This is a genomic window from Agrobacterium sp. ST15.13.015 (assembly GCF_027871645.1).
In the GTDB taxonomy this organism is placed as follows: Bacteria; Pseudomonadota; Alphaproteobacteria; order Rhizobiales; family Rhizobiaceae; genus Agrobacterium; species Agrobacterium leguminum.
Window position 1 is genome coordinate 356440 of sequence record NZ_JAQAHF010000002.1, and the last position, 19540, is coordinate 375979.

The 19540-nt window shown below is 59.4% G+C and carries 19 protein-coding genes; 12 read left to right on the forward strand and 7 right to left on the reverse strand.

The features are described 5' to 3' along the window. Window positions 1–47: 47 nt before the first annotated feature. Together PIB16_RS04980 and PIB16_RS04985 are read right to left on the reverse strand one after the other, a co-directional pair. Window positions 48–1304, reverse strand: coding sequence for a flagellar biosynthetic protein FliO (locus PIB16_RS04980; RefSeq protein WP_271045098.1), 1257 nt, complete (start codon window positions 1302–1304; stop codon window positions 48–50). 180 nt (window positions 1305–1484) lie between these two features. Then, complete coding sequence (locus PIB16_RS04985; RefSeq protein WP_271045099.1) at window positions 1485–1778, reverse strand: hypothetical protein; 294 nt, start codon at window positions 1776–1778, stop codon at window positions 1485–1487. Between the two features lie 214 nt (window positions 1779–1992). On the opposite strand from PIB16_RS04985, the gene cckA reads away from it, so the two are divergent. The 6 genes from cckA (at window position 1993) to PIB16_RS05015 (ending at window position 10029) form a co-directional block, all read left to right on the forward strand. Next, window positions 1993–4578, forward strand: a complete 2586-nt coding sequence (gene cckA, locus PIB16_RS04990; protein ID WP_271045100.1) for a cell cycle histidine kinase CckA — start codon at window positions 1993–1995, stop codon at window positions 4576–4578. Between the two features lie 280 nt (window positions 4579–4858). Then, window positions 4859–5215 carry an ATP-dependent Clp protease adapter ClpS gene (gene clpS, locus PIB16_RS04995; protein WP_003521420.1) on the forward strand — a complete coding sequence of 119 codons (357 nt, stop codon included), beginning with the start codon at window positions 4859–4861 and terminating at the stop codon, window positions 5213–5215. Between the two features lie 10 nt (window positions 5216–5225). Next, window positions 5226–7739, forward strand: coding sequence for an ATP-dependent Clp protease ATP-binding subunit ClpA (gene clpA, locus PIB16_RS05000; protein WP_065653936.1), 2514 nt, complete (start codon window positions 5226–5228; stop codon window positions 7737–7739). Between the two features lie 169 nt (window positions 7740–7908). Beyond that, on the forward strand, window positions 7909–8667 hold the full coding sequence (locus tag PIB16_RS05005; protein ID WP_065653935.1) for an AzlC family ABC transporter permease: 759 nt from the start codon (window positions 7909–7911) through the stop codon (window positions 8665–8667). Beyond that, a complete protein-coding gene (locus tag PIB16_RS05010; protein ID WP_198939204.1) occupies window positions 8664–9008 on the forward strand; it encodes an AzlD domain-containing protein in 345 nt (114 codons plus the stop codon). The genes PIB16_RS05005 and PIB16_RS05010 overlap by 4 nt, the downstream gene beginning before the upstream one ends. Window positions 9009–9078: 70 nt before the next feature. Further along, window positions 9079–10029, forward strand: a complete 951-nt coding sequence (locus PIB16_RS05015; RefSeq protein WP_271045101.1) for a phosphatase PAP2 family protein — start codon at window positions 9079–9081, stop codon at window positions 10027–10029. On the opposite strand, the gene PIB16_RS05020 is transcribed toward PIB16_RS05015, so the two are convergent. Then, on the reverse strand, window positions 10008–10898 hold the full coding sequence (locus PIB16_RS05020) for a LysR substrate-binding domain-containing protein (RefSeq protein WP_271045102.1): 891 nt from the start codon (window positions 10896–10898) through the stop codon (window positions 10008–10010). The two genes, PIB16_RS05015 and PIB16_RS05020, sit on opposite strands and share 22 nt — an antisense overlap. A gap of 110 nt (window positions 10899–11008) precedes the next feature. Here PIB16_RS05020 and PIB16_RS05025 point away from each other — a divergent pair, with 110 nt between their 5' ends. Beyond that, a complete protein-coding gene (locus PIB16_RS05025) occupies window positions 11009–11860 on the forward strand; it encodes an urea carboxylase-associated family protein (protein WP_271045103.1) in 852 nt (283 codons plus the stop codon). A 170-nt stretch (window positions 11861–12030) separates the two neighbouring features. On the opposite strand, the gene PIB16_RS05030 is transcribed toward PIB16_RS05025, so the two are convergent. From PIB16_RS05030 to PIB16_RS05045, 4 genes are read right to left on the reverse strand one after another with little or no spacing between them, the layout of a single operon-like run. Then, window positions 12031–12462 (reverse strand): HIT family protein, encoded by a 432-nt coding sequence (locus PIB16_RS05030; RefSeq protein ID WP_003496252.1) that lies wholly within the window; start codon window positions 12460–12462, stop codon window positions 12031–12033. A 22-nt stretch (window positions 12463–12484) separates the two neighbouring features. Further along, a complete protein-coding gene (locus PIB16_RS05035; protein WP_271045104.1) occupies window positions 12485–13678 on the reverse strand; it encodes a GNAT family N-acetyltransferase in 1194 nt (397 codons plus the stop codon). After that, the gene (locus PIB16_RS05040; protein WP_065653930.1) at window positions 13675–14415 is read right to left on the reverse strand and encodes a glycerophosphodiester phosphodiesterase; all 741 of its coding nucleotides are present in this window, start codon (window positions 14413–14415) and stop codon (window positions 13675–13677) included. Before PIB16_RS05040 ends, PIB16_RS05035 begins: the two co-directional genes overlap by 4 nt. After that, a complete protein-coding gene (locus tag PIB16_RS05045; protein WP_065653929.1) occupies window positions 14412–14882 on the reverse strand; it encodes a RidA family protein in 471 nt (156 codons plus the stop codon). The genes PIB16_RS05040 and PIB16_RS05045 overlap by 4 nt, the downstream gene beginning before the upstream one ends. A 116-nt stretch (window positions 14883–14998) precedes the next feature. Here PIB16_RS05045 and PIB16_RS05050 point away from each other — a divergent pair, with 116 nt between their 5' ends. From PIB16_RS05050 to frr, 5 genes are all read left to right on the forward strand, one after another. Continuing rightward, window positions 14999–15841, forward strand: coding sequence for a cell envelope integrity EipB family protein (locus tag PIB16_RS05050; protein WP_003521409.1), 843 nt, complete (start codon window positions 14999–15001; stop codon window positions 15839–15841). A 192-nt stretch (window positions 15842–16033) separates the two neighbouring features. Continuing rightward, on the forward strand, window positions 16034–16801 hold the full coding sequence (rpsB, locus tag PIB16_RS05055) for a 30S ribosomal protein S2 (protein ID WP_003496241.1): 768 nt from the start codon (window positions 16034–16036) through the stop codon (window positions 16799–16801). 358 nt (window positions 16802–17159) lie between these two features. Next, a complete protein-coding gene (tsf, locus tag PIB16_RS05060) occupies window positions 17160–18086 on the forward strand; it encodes a translation elongation factor Ts (RefSeq protein ID WP_003521408.1) in 927 nt (308 codons plus the stop codon). 97 nt (window positions 18087–18183) lie between these two features. Next, on the forward strand, window positions 18184–18906 hold the full coding sequence (gene pyrH / locus PIB16_RS05065) for a UMP kinase (protein ID WP_003502561.1): 723 nt from the start codon (window positions 18184–18186) through the stop codon (window positions 18904–18906). A gap of 63 nt (window positions 18907–18969) precedes the next feature. Further along, window positions 18970–19527, forward strand: coding sequence for a ribosome recycling factor (gene frr, locus PIB16_RS05070; RefSeq protein WP_003521407.1), 558 nt, complete (start codon window positions 18970–18972; stop codon window positions 19525–19527). Window positions 19528–19540 lie beyond the last annotated feature (13 nt).

Consider the following 19540-nt stretch of genomic DNA (forward strand, 5'->3'; position numbering starts at 1 on the left):
CATGCCCTTATTCTATTTCGAATTTCTTGTCGGAAGACCCGCGCGCGTCAGCGGTCGCGGGTCACGGAAAGCTCTCCGAAAATACGCGCCATTTCCTTCTGCATGTCTCCATCCGGTGAAGCGCCGGTGACAGGCGGGGAAGCTGGCTGCGGCTTGATCTGCTTTTCCGCGACAGGGGCGATGGACGGTTCGTTATCCGCCTCCTTGCTCTTGGCGATCTCCGCCTCAAGGAAGCTTTCGAAATCACTGGCGAGCTCGTCGGAAAATTTCGGCTCAGCGTCGTTCGAAGCCACAGCCGGATTTTCAGGCTTGGGCGGGAAAGGTGCGGGCGGCGTTGTCTGTCCCGGCTTCAGGTCGGGAAGAACGCGCTCCCGTGCGGCGTCGAGAAAATCGGCGGCGATGGATTGGTCGATCACCGGCTCGCGCGCGGCAAAGACCGGCGGAGCGAATTCCGCAGTCCGTTCTTCCGCCTTTGCCTCTAACGGCGCCTGTGCAGGGATCGGCGGTGCGACCGGTGCCGGAGCCGGAGCGGGCACGACGGGCTCGGCACGCCTGGGTTCCGTTCGGGCCGCAGCCATATCGAGCGATGCCGCCGCCAGGGGCAAGACCGCAGCGACCGGAGCCGCTGCAACCGGTATTGGCGGTGGCGTGGGGCGCGCTATCTCCCGCTCGGGTGCCGCCTGTCTTGCCGGCGGCGCGGTTTCGCGCGCCGTAGAAGGCGTGGGTACGGGTTGCGGCGGGGTCGATGGGCGTGGCGGAACCTGAGCGGCGGCCGCCGCAACGGGTGCTGGACGCGGGGACGCCACAGGTGCCGGCGGCTCCGGCCGCTGTGCTTGCTTGACGGGTTCTTCAGGCACGGAAACGGGAGCCGCAGCCACAACGGGCTGCTGTTGCGGCAGGGCGGAGCGACGCTCCTGCTTGATCGCGGGCTCGGCTCTCTTCTGCTCGCTTTCGTGGCGCGGCAGCGCCTTCAATTCCGGCTCCTGCACGTCCCTGACAATGGGGATCGCGCCTATACCGCTTTCGATGACGATATCCGTTGGGCCGCCGATCATGACGAGATGCTCGACATTGTCACGGCGCACCAGCACCAGACGGCGGCGTGCGTCCACGGCCGTTGCATCGAGAACCTGCAGGCGCGGCTGCCGGTTGCGCCCGCCGCGGATGAAAGGGGCAGAACCGCTGCGCCTGCGCAGAAGCCACAGCGCAATCGCCAGAACAAGCAGGGCCACACCCACACCGACGACAGCGACGATGAGACGGTTTCCATAAGCGCCGATAAAATCTTCCATCATGGAGATCATCCCTTCAGATTTTCTGGCTTTTTCGTTTCTTGGGCAATTAATATTGCCGTGGTTCTTATAAAGTGAACGTCAAGCAGGAAAAGACGATTTTTTTGGGCGCGATACAAGGTTTATTCATTTCGCCCCACAGGATTGCCGCCTCAACCGTAACGACGCCACCAAAGCGCCATATCTCGTCCTTCAATGCTGAAAGACAGTGAAAGTTGCAATTCTTTTGCCGAAGGAGCGTTCCGGAATGTTCCAGTCATTGCGCATTGACGGCTCCTCCGCACGGCATTTGATGCGTGTCGTTTTGCTGTTGCCACCGTTTTTCGCGTTTCCGTATTCGATAGACGGGGCCGAAGAAAAGGTGCCGGACAACGCCGCGACCATGGCGGAGTTCGTGCGCGACAATCCTTCCTGCGTCGACTTCACGGACGGATGCTCGGTTTGCACCGTCGCTGACGGCAAGATCGTCTGTTCCGCGCCGCGCATTCAATGTCAGGTGAAGGAGCTGACCTGTACCAGGCCGTAGTCTTTTAAGGCTTTTATACACCTTTCAGGCCGTTTTCGCTGTGCGTTTTTAAGCCTTTGTGTCCTGGCGGAGCTTTTTGCCGGTCAAGCGAGTTGCTACAAGAAATTTTACTGCCCGATTCCGTCAGGGAAATAGGGCTGACCGAATGACGACCTGCACGACTGCGAGGCCAAGATGACACGGGTGCGCGAGACAAGCGACAACGACCTTCCGCTGGTGGACAGGCGCGCCCGTTCCGGCACGGTCCTGCGCATTCTGCTTCTGGCGCTGGTTCTGATCGCCGCCGCTGCCGCCTTCGTCTATTTCAAGGATTCGCTCGAAAACGAAATCGTGCTCGGCATTCTCGGCGTGCTGGCCATGATGGGCATCTTCTTTCTGGTCTCGTCGATTATCGGTTTCATCGAGGTCATGCCGCAGTCGCAATCCGACGGGCTTGCCCGCCGGTTTCTCTCGGCTCATCCCGAAGGCACGCTGATCACCGACGCCAAGGGGCATATGGTCTATGCCAATGCCACCTATTGCCGGATGAGCGGCACCACCAAGGCGAGCGATATCCAGAGTCTCGAAACGCTCCTGTCGCGCAGCCGGGAATCGACCGAGGCGCTTTACCGGCTCATCAACGTGTTGCGCGAAGGCCGCGACGGTTACGAAGAGTTCCGCTTGCTCAAACCGCTGGGTGAGGACGCTAACACCGGGCCGCACTGGTACAGGCTGAAGGGCCGGGTCCTGAAGGACGCGGGCGGCGAGGGGCTGCATGTCTTCCAGATCGCCGACATCACACCCGAGCGCGAGGATCAGGAGCGCTTTTTCCGCGAATTGCAGAATGCCATCGATTACCTCGATCACGCCCCGGCCGGTTTCTTTTCCGCCGGGCGCAAGGGCGAGATCGTTTATCTGAACGCCACCCTGTCGGAATGGCTCGGCATCGATCTGGCGCAGTTTTCGCCCGGTTCGATGACCGTTTCCGATATCGTCGCCGGCGAGGGCATGGCGCTGATCGAATCGGTGCACCCGCAGGGCACGGCGAAGCGCACTGAAATCCTCGATCTCGACATGCGACGGGTGAACGGCCAGAGCATGCCGGCCCGCCTCGTGCATCAGGTCACCTCGAAAGATGGCGCGCCCGGCGAGAGCCGCACCATCGTCCTGATGCGCCCAAAGGGGCAGGAGGATACGGAATCCTCCTCCGCCATGCGTTTCACCCGCTTTTTCAACAACACGCCGATGGCGATTGCCTCGCTCGACGGCGAAGGCCGCATCCTGCGCATCAACGCGCCCTTCCTGAAATTGTTCTCCGGCGTTGTCGGACGCGATGATATCGATCGCGGCGTGGCGCTTGAGACGGTCATCCATGACAATGAGAAGCCGCGGCTCGAACAGGCGCTGGCCGAAGCCAAGGACCGTCAGGGCGATATAGCGCCTTTCGATTCCCGCCACCCGAGCGACGAGGGCCGGCATTTCCGCTTCTACGTCAACGCCGTCATCGATCAGGACGATGAAGCGCCGGAAGAGGTGGCTATCGTTTATGCCATAGAAGTGACCGAGCAGAAGGCGCTCGAGACCCAGATGGCGCAGACGCAGAAGATGAATGCCGTTGGCACGCTGGCGGGCGGCATCGCCCACGATTTCAACAACGTGTTGACCGCCATCCTGCTGTCGTCGGACCATCTGCTGCTACAGGCGCGGCCTGCCGATCCGAGCTTCGCCGACCTCATGGAGATCAAGCGCAACGCCAACCGCGCGGCGGTGCTGGTGCGCCAGCTTCTGGCGTTCTCGCGCAAGCAGACCATGCGTCCTGCCATCCTCAACCTGACGGATGTGATTGGCGATCTGCGCATGCTGGTGGACAGGCTTATTTCCGGCACCAATGTCAAGCTGGAGGTCGATTACGGCCGCGATCTATGGCCGGTGAAGACGGATCTGTCGCAATTCGAGCAGGTGCTCATCAATCTCTGCGTCAATGCACGCGACGCCATGCCCGACGGCGGCAAGATCACCATCAGGACGCGCAACGTCGACGCGAAGGAAATCGCAGCGCTTGGCCGTCCGGAATTCCCGGCCGAGGACATGGTGATGGTGGAAGTTGCCGATAACGGCACGGGCATTCCGCCCGAGATCATGGACAAGATTTTCGAGCCCTTTTTCACCACCAAGGAAGTCGGCAAGGGCACCGGCCTTGGCCTGTCGATGGTTTATGGCATCGTCAAGCAGTCGGGCGGTTATATCTATCCCGAATCGGAAGTGGGCAAGGGAACCGCCTTCCGCATCTATCTGCCGCGCCATGTGGTGGAGGCCGTTCAGAGCAACGGGCAGTCCGGCGAGGCGGCGCTTGCTCCGGTCATCGCAGCCGAGCCGGTTAAGGAAGAGCCGCTGGATCTCACCGGCAAATCCGCCGTCGTGCTTCTGGTGGAGGATGAGGAAGCGGTGCGGCGCGGCGGCAAGCGCATGCTGGAAACCCGCGGCTACACCGTGCACGAGGCCGGGTCCGGCACCGAAGCCCTGGAGGTGATGGAGGAGCTGGAAGGCAAGGTCGACATCGTCGTTTCCGACGTCGTGATGCCGGAAATGGACGGTCCGTCGCTGCTGAGGGAACTGCGAAAGTCCTATCCGGACCTGAAATTCATCTTCGTTTCGGGTTATGCCGAGGATGCTTTCGCAAAGAACCTGCCGGCCGACGCCAAGTTCGGTTTCCTGCCGAAACCCTTCTCGCTCAAGCAGCTCGCCATCGCCGTTCGCGAAATGCTCGACGACAAGGAGTAAGGGCGGCGGCGAACCGGATTCGGACTGCGCCGCGACCTGTCGCATCCATTGCATCAGGCCTGAAAAATGCGCCGCTACTGCTGGTCCGTGTCTTCCTGCGCCCTGGCTGCCTCCATATCCGCACTTTTCCCGAGGTTTGCCTCTTCGCAAACGCAATAGTGATTGCACCGTTTCGCAAGGGGCTTAAAATCGCGTCTTAACGACCTAGATATGAAGAGGCGAAGTTCTCCCTCCTGGCAAAGAACTGTCGGTTTGAGAACGGTTTGGAGAATGATGAAAGATGATCGCTAGGCCGATCTACATGCAGGGCGAGGGCGAAGGGGAAGACGGCGGCGGCACCAACCGCGGAACGTCTGTTATCACCCGCGTCAAGCCAAAAACAAAAAGACCGAATTTGTACCGTGTTCTTTTACTGAATGACGACTACACTCCCATGGAATTCGTCATCCACATTCTGGAGCGTTTTTTCCAGAAGGATCGCGAAGCGGCAACCCGCATCATGCTGCACGTGCACCAGCACGGCGTGGGCGAATGCGGGGTGTTTACATATGAGGTCGCAGAGACGAAAGTAAGCCAGGTCATGGATTTCGCCCGACAGCACCAGCATCCGCTGCAATGCGTCATGGAAAAGAAATGAGGATCGCAACGTGCCAACTTTTTCCCCAAGTCTCGAGAAGGCGCTGCACCAGGCACTGACCTTTGCAAATGAGCGTCACCACGAATATGCGACGCTGGAACATCTCCTTCTGGCGCTGATCGACGACGCGGATGCCGCAGCCGTCATGGGCGCCTGCAATGTCGATCTCGATGCGCTTCGCAAGACTGTCAGCGATTACGTCGACAATGAACTGACGAACCTCGTCACGGGTTATGACGAGGATTCCAAACCCACATCCGGCTTCCAGCGGGTTATCCAGCGGGCCGTCATCCATGTTCAATCGTCCGGCCGCGAGGAAGTGACCGGCGCGAACGTGCTTGTGGCCATTTTCGCCGAGCGCGAAAGCCACGCCGCTTATTTTCTGCAGGAGCAGGAGATGACCCGTTACGACGCGGTCAACTACATCTCCCACGGCATCGGCAAGCGCCCCGGCACGTCGCAGACGCGCACGCCGCGCGGTGCCGATGAACCGGAAAGCGAAAACAAGGCGAGCCGCAGCAATCCCGAGGAAGACGGATCGTCCGCCAAGAAGCAGCAGGATGCGCTGAAGGCTTACTGCATCAACCTCAATGAAAAGGCGAAAAACGGCAAGATCGACCCGCTGATCGGCCGCCACGACGAGGTCAACCGCACGATCCAGATCCTCTGCCGCCGCTCCAAGAACAACCCGCTTTATGTGGGCGATCCGGGCGTGGGCAAGACGGCGATTGCCGAAGGTCTCGCCAAGCGCATCGTTGAAGGCAAGGTGCCGGAAGCGCTCGCCAATGACACCATCTTCTCGCTCGACATGGGCACGCTGCTTGCCGGCACCCGCTATCGCGGCGATTTCGAAGAGCGGCTGAAGCAGGTCGTCAAGGAACTTGAGGAATATCCGGGCGCGGTTCTGTTCATCGATGAAATCCACACCGTCATCGGTGCGGGCGCGACCTCGGGTGGCGCGATGGATGCATCGAACCTCTTGAAGCCTGCTTTGTCTTCGGGTGCGATCCGCTGCATCGGCTCGACCACCTATAAGGAATATCGGCAATTCTTCGAAAAGGATCGCGCGCTTGTGCGCCGTTTCCAGAAGATCGACGTCAACGAGCCGTCCATCGATGACGCCATCGCGATCATGAAGGGGCTGAAGCCCTATTTCGAGGACTACCACCACCTCAGATATTCCAACGAGGCGATCAAGGCTGCTGTCGAGCTGTCGGCCCGCTACATTTCCGACCGCAAGCTGCCGGACAAGGCGATCGACGTGATCGACGAGACCGGTGCGGCGCAGATGCTGCTGCCGGCCTCCAAGCGCCGCAAGCTGATCACCGAGCGGGAAATCGAGGCCACCATCGCGACGATGGCCCGCATTCCCCCGAAGACGGTCTCCAAGGATGACGAGATGGTTCTCGCCAACCTTGAAAAGGAACTGCGCTCGGTCGTTTATGGTCAGGACATCGCCATCGAGGCGCTTGCCACGGCCATCAAGCTGGCGCGTGCGGGCCTGCGCGAACCGAACAAGCCGATTGGCTCCTATGTCTTCTCCGGCCCGACGGGCGTGGGCAAGACGGAAGTGGCCAAGCAGCTTGCCGCCTCGCTCGGCGTCGAGATGCTGCGCTTCGACATGTCGGAATATATGGAGCGTCATACCGTGTCGCGCCTGCTCGGCGCACCTCCCGGTTATGTCGGCTTCGATCAAGGCGGTCTGTTGACCGACGGAGTCGACCAGCATCCGCATTCCGTGGTGCTGCTGGACGAAATCGAAAAGGCGCATCCGGATATCTACAACATCCTGTTGCAGGTGATGGACCACGGCTCGCTGACCGACCATAACGGCAAGAAGATCGACTTCCGCAACGTCATCCTCATCATGACGACGAATGCGGGTGCATCCGAAATGGCGAAATCCGCCATCGGTTTCGGTTCTTCGCGCCGTACGGGTGAAGATGAAGAGGCAATCAACCGCCTGTTCACGCCGGAGTTCCGCAACCGTCTGGACGCGATCATTCCGTTCTCGCCGCTGCCGACCGCTGTCATCCACAAGGTCGTGCAGAAGTTCGTCATGCAGCTGGAAACCCAGCTCTCCGAACGCAACGTCACTTTCGATCTGCATGAAGATGCGATCTCCTGGCTGGCGGAGAAGGGTTACGACGAGAAGATGGGCGCCCGTCCTCTGTCGCGCGTGATCCAGGAAAACATCAAGAAGCCGCTCGCCAACGAAATCCTCTTTGGCAAGCTCAAGAAGGGCGGCGTCGTCAGCGTCACCGTCGGCAAGAAGGATGACGGCTCCGATGGTCTCATACTCGAGGTCCTGCCGGAGACGGCACCCGTGAAGCCGCAGCCGGAGGCCGAACTGAAGGCGGCCAAATCGCCCGGCAAGGCGAAGGCCAAAACGAAACCCGCTTCCAAGGCGGCGAAGGCCAATGAAGAGGCGGATGTCCTTGTTGCCGAGGCCGATAAGTCGGACGAGGACAGCAAGCCACGGCGCAAGACCAATGCGGTGCCGAAAGTGCCGAAGAAGAAATGACCAAGGTCTTCGACCGATAAACCGATGCCGGGCGAAAGCCCGGCATTTTCATGTATGAAGCGCGTCGCGTTTTCCCTGATACCTCCGGCGCGTTTCATTTTTTGTTTATGCATGACGTTACCCCGAAGCTACGGCACAGTTTCGGGTGACATGCACAAGTGGGTCAGCAATGCAGACTGCCGACAGCGATACCATCCCCCTGAGCGGCTGGTTTTTCCGGGGAATGCGGGGCATATTTTCGCTGCCCTCGCTCATTCTGATGACATCTTTCGTCGGTTTCAGCGCTTTCGCGCTGGAATCGGGCGTCGCGCGCGGTGAAGCCGTGTTCATGACGCTGATGATCTGGGCCCTGCCGGCCAAGATGATCCTGATCGGCTCCATGGTCGGCGGCGCCAATCTTGCCGCCTGCTTTCTGGCGGTGACGCTGTCCTCGGTCCGGATGATGCCGATGGTCGCCTCCATCGTGCCAGAAATGCGCGGCGCGAAGACGCCGACATGGATCTTGCTGTTTCTCTCCCACTTCGTCGCAATCACGGCCTGGGTTTTTGCCACGCAAAATCTTTCCAAGGTGCCGCGCGAAGCACGCGCCGCCTGGTTCGCCGGTTTCGGCATGACGCTCACCGTGGTCAATGCCATCATCGTCGGCCTGTGTTACGGCGTTGTCGCCGCCTTTCCGCCGCTTGTCGCCGGCGTGCTGTTTTTTCTCACGCCGGTCTATTTCGTGGCATCGATCTGGGCTTCGGCCCGTCATTCCGTTGTCAAGGTCGCCTTCGTCATCGGTGTTATCGCCGGGCCGGCCTTCGCGGTCATCGCACCGGAATTCGATATTCTCTATGCCGGGATCGGCGGGGGCACGGCGGCCTATCTGATCGACCGCCTCGTGTTCCGCCGTCGGATAAAACCCGTCTCACCGGAGAGCGAACCATGATCACCGAACATTGGTGGGCGCCTTATCTCTTCATCGCGATTGCCGGCTGGCTGGCGACCGATCTCTGGCGCTGGCTCGGCGTTCTCGCCGGTAACCGCCTGAAGGAGGATTCCGAAGCGCTGCACTGGGTAAGGGCGGTCGCCACCGCACTCGTCATGGCCGTCACCGCCAAGCTGATCGTCTTTCCAACCGGAACGCTGGAAGCATCGCCCCTGTGGCTGCGCATCGGCGCTGCCACACTCGGTTTCATCGCTTTTCTGATGGCAGGCCAGCGGGTCATCGTCGGCGTGGCTGTGCCGATCCTGCTTCTGGCGGGTGGGTTGTTCGCGCTCGGTTTCTAGTGCACGCTTTATCCGAATATTAAGGCCGTTGCCCTACTTTGCCGCTGATTGAAACAGGGGCAGCAATTCAATGCGACTCTTTGCGGCAGAGCGTTTTGTACTTGGCATTATCGCCATATTATTCGTTGTCGATGCGGTATTGATTGCGGCCAAAGGCATTCAATTCGACTACGCAGGATATCTTCTGTGCGTTCTGGCAGGCGTCGGTGTTTTTATCCTCGGCCAGGTTTATCGCACTACCGGGCGCGATCTTCGCATTGCTGCCGCCCTGATTTCTGGCGGGTTATTCATCCTGTTCACGCTTGTTGCTTCGGTTTTCAACTACATGTTCCTACCCGTGGCCTTTCCGGCGGTTGATCATATGCTTTTCAGTGTGGATGCGGCGTTTGGCTACAGCTGGACAGGCATCGTCCTGTGGGCGGCAGCCCACCCATGGATCGGAACCGGCCTGTTTTTCGTCTATGCCTCATCGTTGCCGCAGCTTTTGGTGATCGTCCTGACGCTTGGATTTACCGGCAACGAGCGGATGCTGCACCATTTCCTCGTGACGGGAGTACTGGGTGCATTTGCATGCATCGTCTTTTGGATATTCTTGCCGACATTCGGACCTTCGGCCTATGTGCAATTGCCGCAATGGGTATCGCAGGCCATTCCGTTGGCCGTCGATAATACCTACGGTCAGGAGTTGAACCGCCTCATAACGGAGGGAGTGGTCTATCTTTCGCCTAAAAATGTGCTGGGGTTGATCGGCTTTCCATCGTTTCACATCTTCATGGCGGCAATGTCAGTCTGGTTCATACCGCGTCACTGGGCGGTGATGGCGGTGATCTTGCCGATAAACCTCTTGATGCCGCTGGCCGTTCTTGTTCAGGGTGGACACCATCTTTCGGATGTTTTCGGTGGTCTCGCTGCTTTTGTTGTCATTTGTGCTGCATCCGCCCGCTTGCTCAACTGGCTGTCGGCGAGGGAACGGATGGAAGAGGCGGCAGCCTCTCGTGTTCAGATCGTCGCGGCGGAATAACTGCCACGCATTTCGCTCCCTCGGGCCTCTGCAAGAAGCCAGTCCGACAGGATGCGGGATGGTGCCGTCATCTCTTCGGCTTCCATCAGCCAGTAATATTTCTCCCTATCGGCCGCCCGGTCGAAGAGCACGGTCAGTTGACCTTCGGCGATCTCGTCGTGAAGCAGCGCCGTCGGGCAGAGGCCGATGCCTTGACCGGCTTTGAGAGCGGTCACGAGCAGATTGAAATCCGCGAAAACCGGACCGGCGTTATCGGGCAGGGATATTCCCCCGGCTGCGAACCAGTCCTGCCACGCCGCCTCGGTGTCGTCATGCAGCAATTCCGTTCGTAACAGGCTGTCAACATTGTCGAAAGGACCGAATTTAGCGACGTAGTCCGGCGCGCATGTCGGCCGTGTCTCTGCGCTGAAAAGCGCGACCGCGTTTTCCTCGGATGCGATGCCATGTCCTATGGTGAGATCGGCTGGTATCGCGTGATGCGCGCCGGAATAGCTGATGGATACCTGTATATCGGGGTAAAGCGCCCGAAAGCGAGGCAAGCGGGGCGTCAGAAAATGCGCCACGACAGAGGGCAGGCTGGCAAGGCGGACGACCATGCGGTCATGGCCCTGACGGATCCGGGCGGCGCCAGAGGCAATCTGGCGTAAGGAGGTCGAAACCGTCGTGCCGAATTCCTTTCCGGCCGGGGTAAGCCTCACACCCCGTGCGTGCCGCTCGAACAGCGCCTCACCGAGCCAGGCCTCCAGATTGCGCACGTGCTGGCTGACAGCAGTTGCCGTCATGCCGAGTTCCTGCGCAGCCAGAGAAAAACTTGTTCTTCTGGCTGCGGCTTCGAATGCCCGGAGAGTGGTGAGCGGCGGTAATTTCATGATGCCTCAAGGGTAAGTAAGACTTGGCCTGAGCGCAAGAAAAACCCGTCTTGTCAGGCGAGCAGGCATGGCGCAATTTCGCCTCGAGATTTTGATTGCCCGAGGATTTCATGACCCCCATGCCCGCCGCCGAACCCGTCGACGCCGCCGCACGCCGCGCCGTCCGTCCTGTTGTCGTTTATCCGAACGGGACGCTTGAAATGCCAGACCTCGCGCGTCTGGAAGAAGCCAAACGAAGCATGAAAAAAATCGATGAGGTCATCGTGCCGCCGCGTGACGGCCGCAGCTTTCATGTGCCAAAGGGGCATTTCTTTCGCATCGTAAGCGTTGAAGGTGCGCAGGTGGGAGACCTGAACCTCTGGAACGCCCATGATCTGACCGAGCGGTTTTTCAGCGGCAAGACCCGTGCCCTGCACGCCACCCATGTTTCAGTCGGCAACCGGCTGTGGAGCAACCTGCCGTCCCTGCGGCCGATGGCGACGATCACACATGATACGCTGTCATGGTATGGCTTCGACGAAGACGGCGGCGGTGTGCATGACGTGATCGGCACACGCTGCGATCCCTATACCAATAAGCTCCTGAGCGGCGGCGACTACCACCATTGCTGCCATTCCAATCTGACCAATGCGCTGGCCTCCGCCAAGGGCCTGTCATTCCGGCAGGCGGAACAGCATGTGCATGACGTCCTCAACGTCTTCATGTGTACTGGTTTCACCCGCGACACACACCAATATTTCATGAAGGCGAGCCCGGTGCGGCCGGGCGATTATCTGGAGCTTTTTGCCGAGATCGATCTTATCGGCGCGCTTTCCGCCTGCCCGGGCGGTGACTGCAGCGCCACGCATTCGAGCGATACGGCGGCCTGTTATCCGCTGAAGGTGGAAATATTCCGGCCGGATTTGGCGGTGCTTGAAGGCTGGCCCTGGCCGGAACGGAATGCATATCTGCCTGTGGAATGATGAGAAACGACACAGTCGGACACGATCTGGCATCCAGTCAATGGGCGTCTGCGCCGTAAGAAGACTCTCTCGCGATCAAGGACTTGATCGCACTGGACCCCGGACCAAGTCCGGGGTGACGACGTGGAGATGTGCTACGCTTTGCAGGATACGCGCGTGCTAGGCAACCATCACGAAGCAAGCGCGGCCTTTATCTTCTCCGCGTGGGCCTTCAATACCTCGCCATCGGCCATCACGCCGGAATGCGGCTTCAGCGGCTCGCCTTCCTTGCGCGGAATGACGTGGAAATGCAGGTGAAAAACGGTCTGGCCAGCCGCCGGTTCGTTGAACTGGGCGATGAAGACGCCATCGGCATCGAAGGCTTCCTTGGCCGCCACGGCCAGTTTCTGCACCACGGGAATGGTCCTCGCCAGCACTTCAGGGTCAGCATCGAGCAGGTTGCGTGAACCGGTTTTCGGAACGACCAGCAGATGGCCGGGGGCCTGCGGCATCACATCCATGAAGGCTAGCGTGTGCTCGTCCTCGTAAAGCTTGTGGCTCGGAATTTCGCCGCGCAGGATTTTTGCGAAGATATTGTTGTCGTCATAGGCGCTGGCCGTCATCGTGTTCTCTCCTCATGGCGGACTATACGTCCGGTTCCTGTCTCTCGCCCTTGCGGAAGGGCGTGTGTTCATCAAGATAATCGCCGATATGCTCGACTTCCTCGCGCTCGCGCTGAAGATAATCGGCAATGGCGCGGCGCAGGCCTGGGTGGACGATGAAATGCGCCGAATGGGTGGTGACGGGCATGTAACCGCGCGCCAGCTTGTGTTCGCCCTGGGCGCCGGCTTCCACCCGTTTCAGTCCCCTGGAAAGCGCGAAATCGATCGCCTGATGGTAACAGACCTCGAAATGCAGAAAGGGGTGATCCTCGATACAGCCCCAGTGGCGGCCATAAAGCGCGTCCGAGCCGATGAAATTGATCGCACCGGCAATATAGCGTCCCTCGCGTTTCGCCATCACCAGCAGCACGTCATCGGCGATGCGCTCGCCGATCAGTGAATAAAATTCCCGCGTCAGATAGGGCCGGCCCCATTTGCGGCTGCCGGTATCCATATAGAAGGCGAAGAACTGGTCCCAGATATCCTCGGTCAGGTCGCTTCCCGTCAGCCAGTCGATCTCGATGCCCTTTTCGAGTGCGGCGCGGCGTTCCTTTTTCAGGCCCTTGCGCTTGCGCGAGGAAAGGGCGTCGAGAAAATCACCGTGATCGCGATAACCGTCATTGATGAAGTGGAACTGCTGGTCGGTCCTGTGCAGGAAATCGCGCGGCAGAAGGGCGGAGAGATCGTTCTCTTCCAGAAATGTGACATGTGCCGACGAGACGCCGATCTTTTCCGTCACCTGCGCGAGACCGGAGGCCAGGAGCGCTTTGAAACGTGTCTCGTCCTCGTTCTTGCAGACGAGCAACCGTGGTCCGGTTGCAGGCGTGAAGGGAACCGAGCACTGCAGTTTCGGATAATAATGCCCGCCGGCCCGCTCGAAAGCATCCGCCCAGCCGTGGTCGAAGACATATTCGCCCTTGCTGTGGTTCTTCAGATAGGCGGGCACCGCGCCGACCAGAGCTCCGGAGGCGTTTTCGAGAAGCAGATGGTGCCCCAGCCAGCCGGTTTTCGCTGTCGCCGATCCCGATTCTTCCATGGATGATAAAAATTCATGGGAAATAAACGGGTTGTAGGTTTTTCCTGACGTATTGCGTGAGGTTCCGGAAAGCCGTTTCCAGCTTTCCGGATCGATATCCCTGAAGGATTGCGCAACGCGAATGGAATAGTCTTCTGTCATGCCGTGGCGGACGGGTTCTCTCTCGGGTCGAAACCTTCGAATGTCATCTGGTCCGCATATTTATAGGTAGTCTCGCGCGCATTTTCATCCCTAACCGTCCAGGTAATCACCGGAAGGCCAAGTTTTCTTTGCGCCTCGATGAAGCTGTTGGGCAGATGACCCCAATGATAGGAGATAAAATCGAGCCCGAACTGCATCGCTTCGTCATGTTTGAAGAAGTCTTCCGGCTTGTCGCCTTCGGCCGTCAGTCCCAGCGGCCAGGGCGAGCCGGCCGCCTTCAAATCCTTCAGCAGATGGTGGTCGAAGCTCATCAGCGCCACATGGCCCTTATAGTCCTCAAGGTCTTCCAGCACCGCCTCGGCAAAACCGTCGTCGACGCCTTCACCGGCGCGGCCTTTAAGCTCGATGACCAGCGGCACCTTGCCGGCGCAGAACGTGAGAAGCTGCTTGAGGGTAGGGACCCGATCCCCGGTCTGGCCGACGGCAAGAAGCGACAGCTCGGCGGATGTGCGTTCGCGCACATCGCCCTTGATGCCGGTCAGGCGGGCCATGTCGTCGTCGTGAAAAATCACCGGCACACTGTCGGCCGCCAGCTGCACGTCGCATTCGATGGCGAAACCGGCTTCGATGGCGCGGGAAAAGGCGGAAAGCGTATTTTCCCAGACCGCCTTATTGAGATCGTGATAACCGCGATGGGCGACGGGCTGAGCTGTCAGCCAGGAGAGTTTCAGCGTCATACGTCGATTTCCACGATGGCGTCTATTTCGACGGCGGCATTGAAGGGCAGGCAGGCCATGCCGACGGCGGCGCGGGCGTGTTTGCCGGGCTCACCGAGAACATTGGCAATGAGGTTGGAAGCACCGTTGATGACGAGGTGCTGTTCCACGAACTCCGGAACCGACGCAACAAAGCCATTCAGCTTGACGACACGGCGGATTTTCGAGAGATCGCCATTCAAAGCGGCCTTGACCTGTGCGAGAATGTTGACGGCGCATAATTCGGCCGCGCGCTGGGCGCCTGGCACGTCGACATCGCGGCCAACGAGGCCCGTCACCGCAATCTTGCCCGATTCCATCGGCAGTTGACCCGATACATAAAGCAGATTGCCGCTGATGGTGAATGGAACGTAGTTTGCGGCTGGTGCTGCGGCTACGGGGAGCGTAAAGCCAAGTTCCTTGAGGCGGCCTTCGATGACGTCCGACATTTTCGTCTCCGGTTTTGTTGTAAATCCTTCAAGAATCCGGCATTCAGAAGATGTTGATCCAAAAGCCGGGCGGTTGCTTGTACAATATGAGCGGCGAGTCCAACAGGAGATATTGCATGTTTGTCAGGACGCTTGGTTTCGTTGCCGCAACAGGGCTTATGACCGGCCTGTCGAACGCTGCCAATGCCTTGCCGGTCACGGTTCCCGATCTCGTCGCCCACCGCGCCGTCTACGATCTCGAACTCAAGGATGCGTCCGATCGATCCGGCATCGAGGGCATGACGGGCCGCATGGTCTATGAATTCACGGGCTCGGCCTGTCAGGGCTACAAGACGGATTTCCGTTTCGTGACGCAGATCAACACCGGCGATGCCGTGCGCATGACCGACCAGCAGACCACGACCTTCGAGGATCTCACGGCCAAGAAATTCACCTTCGAGACCAAGTCCTACACCGACGACAAGCTGGACAAGGAAGTGCAGGGCGCTGCGACCGACGGCACCGATGGCGTGAAGGTCGATCTAACCCGCCCGGATGCCCGCCAGGTCAGTCTCGTCGCCAGCGAATTCCCGACGCAGCATATGTTTCAGGTCATAGAACATGCGAAACAGGGAAAGCGCATCTTCGAATCCCGCATATTCGACGGTTCGGACGATGGCGATGAAAGCCTGATCACCTCCACCCTCGTCGGCAAGTCGCAGATGCCGAAGGATGGCGATGCCGACGCCGGCAAGGCGGGCGAATTCGCCAAGGCGGCATTCTGGCCGGTAACGATCGCCTATTACAACGACAAGACCGGCACCGACGCGCTGCCGATCTACCGCATGTCGTTCAAGCTTTACGAAAACGGAATCACCCGCGATCTGACGATGGATTACGGCGATTTCGTTCTGACGGGAAAGCTTGCGAAGCTCGATATTCTCAAGCCCGAGACCTGCGAAAACAAGCCTGTCCGCTGAAACGCGGCTGTTTCTGCGGTTTTTTCGCATAAATGCTTGCATTTTCGTGCGGGCGACTGTATGCGGCTCACCATTCCACACGCGAAGCTTGGGATGTTCCGGGAGAAATCCGGTCCGTTCCGCCCGGTGGTATCGATGAAAATCGGTGCTGTTCGCTTCGTGGGGGTTAAACCGGAAAAGGAGTAACAAGGCATGGCATTGCCCGATTTTTCTATGCGCCAGCTTCTGGAAGCTGGTGTTCACTTCGGCCACCAGACGCACCGCTGGAACCCGAAGATGAAGCCGTACATCTTCGGCGACCGTAACAACATCCACATCATCGACCTGGCTCAGACCGTTCCGATGCTGTCGCGCGCCCTTCAGGTCGTGTCCGACACCGTCGCTCGTGGCGGCCGCGTTCTGTTCGTCGGCACCAAGCGCCAGGCGTCGGAAATCATCGCCGACAGCGCAAAGCGTTCGGCCCAGTACTACGTCAACTCCCGCTGGCTCGGCGGCATGATGACCAACTGGAAGACCATCTCCAACTCGATCCAGCGCCTGCGCAAGGTCGACGAGATCCTGAACTCGGAAGCTTCCGGCTACTCCAAGAAGGAACGCCTGAACCTCGAGCGCGAACGCGAAAAGCTTGAAAAGGCTCTCGGCGGTATCCGCGATATGGGCGGCGTTCCGGACCTGATGTTCATCATCGACACCAATAAGGAAAAGATCGCGATCGAAGAAGCCAAGCGTCTTGGCATTCCGGTCGTTGCTATCATCGACAGCAACTGCGATCCGGACCACATCGATTACCCGATCCCGGGTAACGACGATGCGTCGCGCGCCATCTCGCTTTACTGCGACCTGATCGCCCGCGCTGCCATCGACGGTATTGCCCGTCAGCAGGGCGCTTCCGGTCGCGACATCGGCGCTTCGGAAGAAGCTCCGATCGAGCCCGCTCTCGAAGACGAGGCTGGCGCCTGATATAGGCCCTGTCTGGCGGCGATCTCGGTCGCCGTCTCCTCGACCAGGATATGACAAGGCCGTCAAAGACCTTCAATGGGTTGACGGCCTTGTTCGTTTCAAGCGCTCCGCCACGTTTTTATGAAATCGCTGGCGTCCGATGCGGTTGAAACGGAAGGCAGTCTTCATAACGCTGTCATACTTCAGCGGCACCCATCATCTCGATGCATGGAGACGCCGCAGCACTTGGGAATGCGCATGCCCCTTTCCTGAAATCCTCTCCGGTTTCAAAGGGTGTGCGGCCGGGTACAGTCATCACCCAGAACTTCGGCACGGCAAATTCCGCCGGCTGACCGATCGAACCGATAAGAGGCACACAATGACCGAAATCACAGCCGCAATGGTGAAGGAACTGCGCGAAAAGTCTGGCGCAGGCATGATGGACTGCAAGAAGGCTCTTGCTGAGACCAATGGCGACATGGAAGCGGCGATCGACTGGCTGCGCGCCAAGGGCATCGCAAAGGCCGACAAGAAGTCCGGCCGCACGGCTGCCGAAGGTCTGGTCGGCGTTGCCACCATGGGTCACAAGGCTGTCGTCGTTGAGCTGAACTCCGAAACCGACTTCGTTGCCCGTAACGATGCGTTCCAGGACCTCATCCGCGGTATCGCCCAGGTTGCCCTCACCACCAACGGCACCGTTGACGCTGTTTCCGCTGCCACCTATCCGGCAACCGGCAAGTCCGTTGCCGACAGCATCAAGGACGCGATTGCCACCATCGGTGAGAACATGACGCTCCGCCGCTCGGCAGCGCTCGAAGTTCCGCACGGCGTTGTTGCGACCTACATCCACAACGCTGCCGGCGACGGCATCGGCAAGCTCGGCGTTCTCGTTGCCCTGAAGTCGGAAGGCGACAAGGCCGTTCTGAACTCCATCGGCCGTCAGGTTGCCATGCACATCGCTGCGACCAACCCGCTCGCCATCCGCGCTGAAGAAGTCGACGCCGCCGTTGCCGAGCGCGAGCGCAACGTCTTCATCGAACAGGCCCGCGAATCCGGCAAGCCGGAAGCCATCATCGAAAAGATGGTCGATGGCCGTATGCGCAAGTTCTTCGAAGAAGTCGCCCTTCTGTCGCAGGCTTTCGTCATCAACCCGGACCTGACTGTCGGCGCTGCTGTCAAGGAAGCCGAAAAGGAAGCCGGTGCTTCCATCGAAGTGACGGGCATGGTTCGCCTGCTGCTCGGCGATGGCGTCGAGAAGGAAGAAAGCGATTTCGCAGCCGAAGTCGCAGCCGTCGCCAAGGGCTGATTATATTTACCCAATCTTGGGAAAACGGGAGGGCATCGCGTGACAACGCGGTGCCCTTCGTGTATCCGCGTTTCGGTTACATTTCCGAGGAGTCATGATGTCTTCCAAGCCGATCTACAAACGCGTTCTTCTCAAGGCTTCCGGCGAAGCCCTCATGGGCGATCAGGGTTTCGGTATCGATGTGGCGGTGGCTGATCGCATCGCTTCCGATATCGCCGAGGCGAGGGCGATGGGCGTCGAAGTCGGCGTTGTCGTCGGCGGCGGCAATATTTTCCGCGGCGTTGCCGTGGCCTCCAAGGGCGGCGACCGCGTGACCGGCGACCATATGGGTATGCTGGCGACCGTCATCAACGCGCTGGCGCTCGCGACCTCGCTGCGAAAGCTCAGCATCGACACCGTCGTTCTCTCCGCAATCGCCATGCCTGAAATCTGTGAGAGCTTCTCGCAGCGCGCGGCGCTCCATCATCTCGCGCAGGGGCGTGTGGTGATCTTCGCTGGCGGTACGGGCAACCCCTTCTTCACCACTGATTCTGCCGCAGCCTTGCGCGCTGCGGAAATGGGCGCCGAAGCGATCTTCAAGGGCACACAGGTGGACGGCATCTATTCCGCCGACCCGAAGAAGGACCCGACGGCAACCCGTTTCGACGAATTGACCCACAGCGAAGTGCTCGGCAAGGGACTGGCGGTCATGGATATCGCCGCCGTTGCGCTTGCCCGCGAAAACCACATTCCGATCATTGTTTTCTCGATCCACGAGAAGGGCGGTTTTGCGCAGATATTGACCGGCGGCGGCCGCAAGACCATCGTGCACGACAAATAATCAAAACGATGCCGCCTCAAGGGGCGATTACGGCCGGCTTGGCCGACAAGATGGAGTATCAAGATGAGTGGTGTTGACCTCAACGATATCAAGCGCCGTATGGACGGCGCCATCAATGCATTCAAGAGCGATATCGCATCGCTTCGCACCGGCCGCGCTTCGGCCAATATTCTCGATCCGGTCACCATCGAGGCTTATGGCTCGCGCGTACCGCTCAATCAGGTTGCGAATATCACCGTTCCGGAGCCGCGCATGCTCGGCGTCAACATCTGGGACAAGTCGATGGTCAACGCCGTCGACCGTGCGATTCGCGAATCCAATCTCGGCCTCAACCCCATCGTCGACGGCCAGAACCTGCGTATCCCGCTGCCTGAACTCAACGAGGAGCGCCGCAAATCGCTCGTCAAGGTCGCCCATGATTATGCCGAAAAGTCCAAGGTGGCGATTCGCCATGTGCGCCGCGATGGCATGGATGGTCTGAAAAAAGCCGAAAAGGACGGTGACATCGGTCAGGACGAAAGCCGTGGACAGTCGGAAAAGGTTCAGAAAATGACCGATGACACGATTTCGGAAATTGACCGCTTGCTTGCCGAGAAGGAAAAGGAAATCATGCAGGTCTGATATCGCTTGCGAT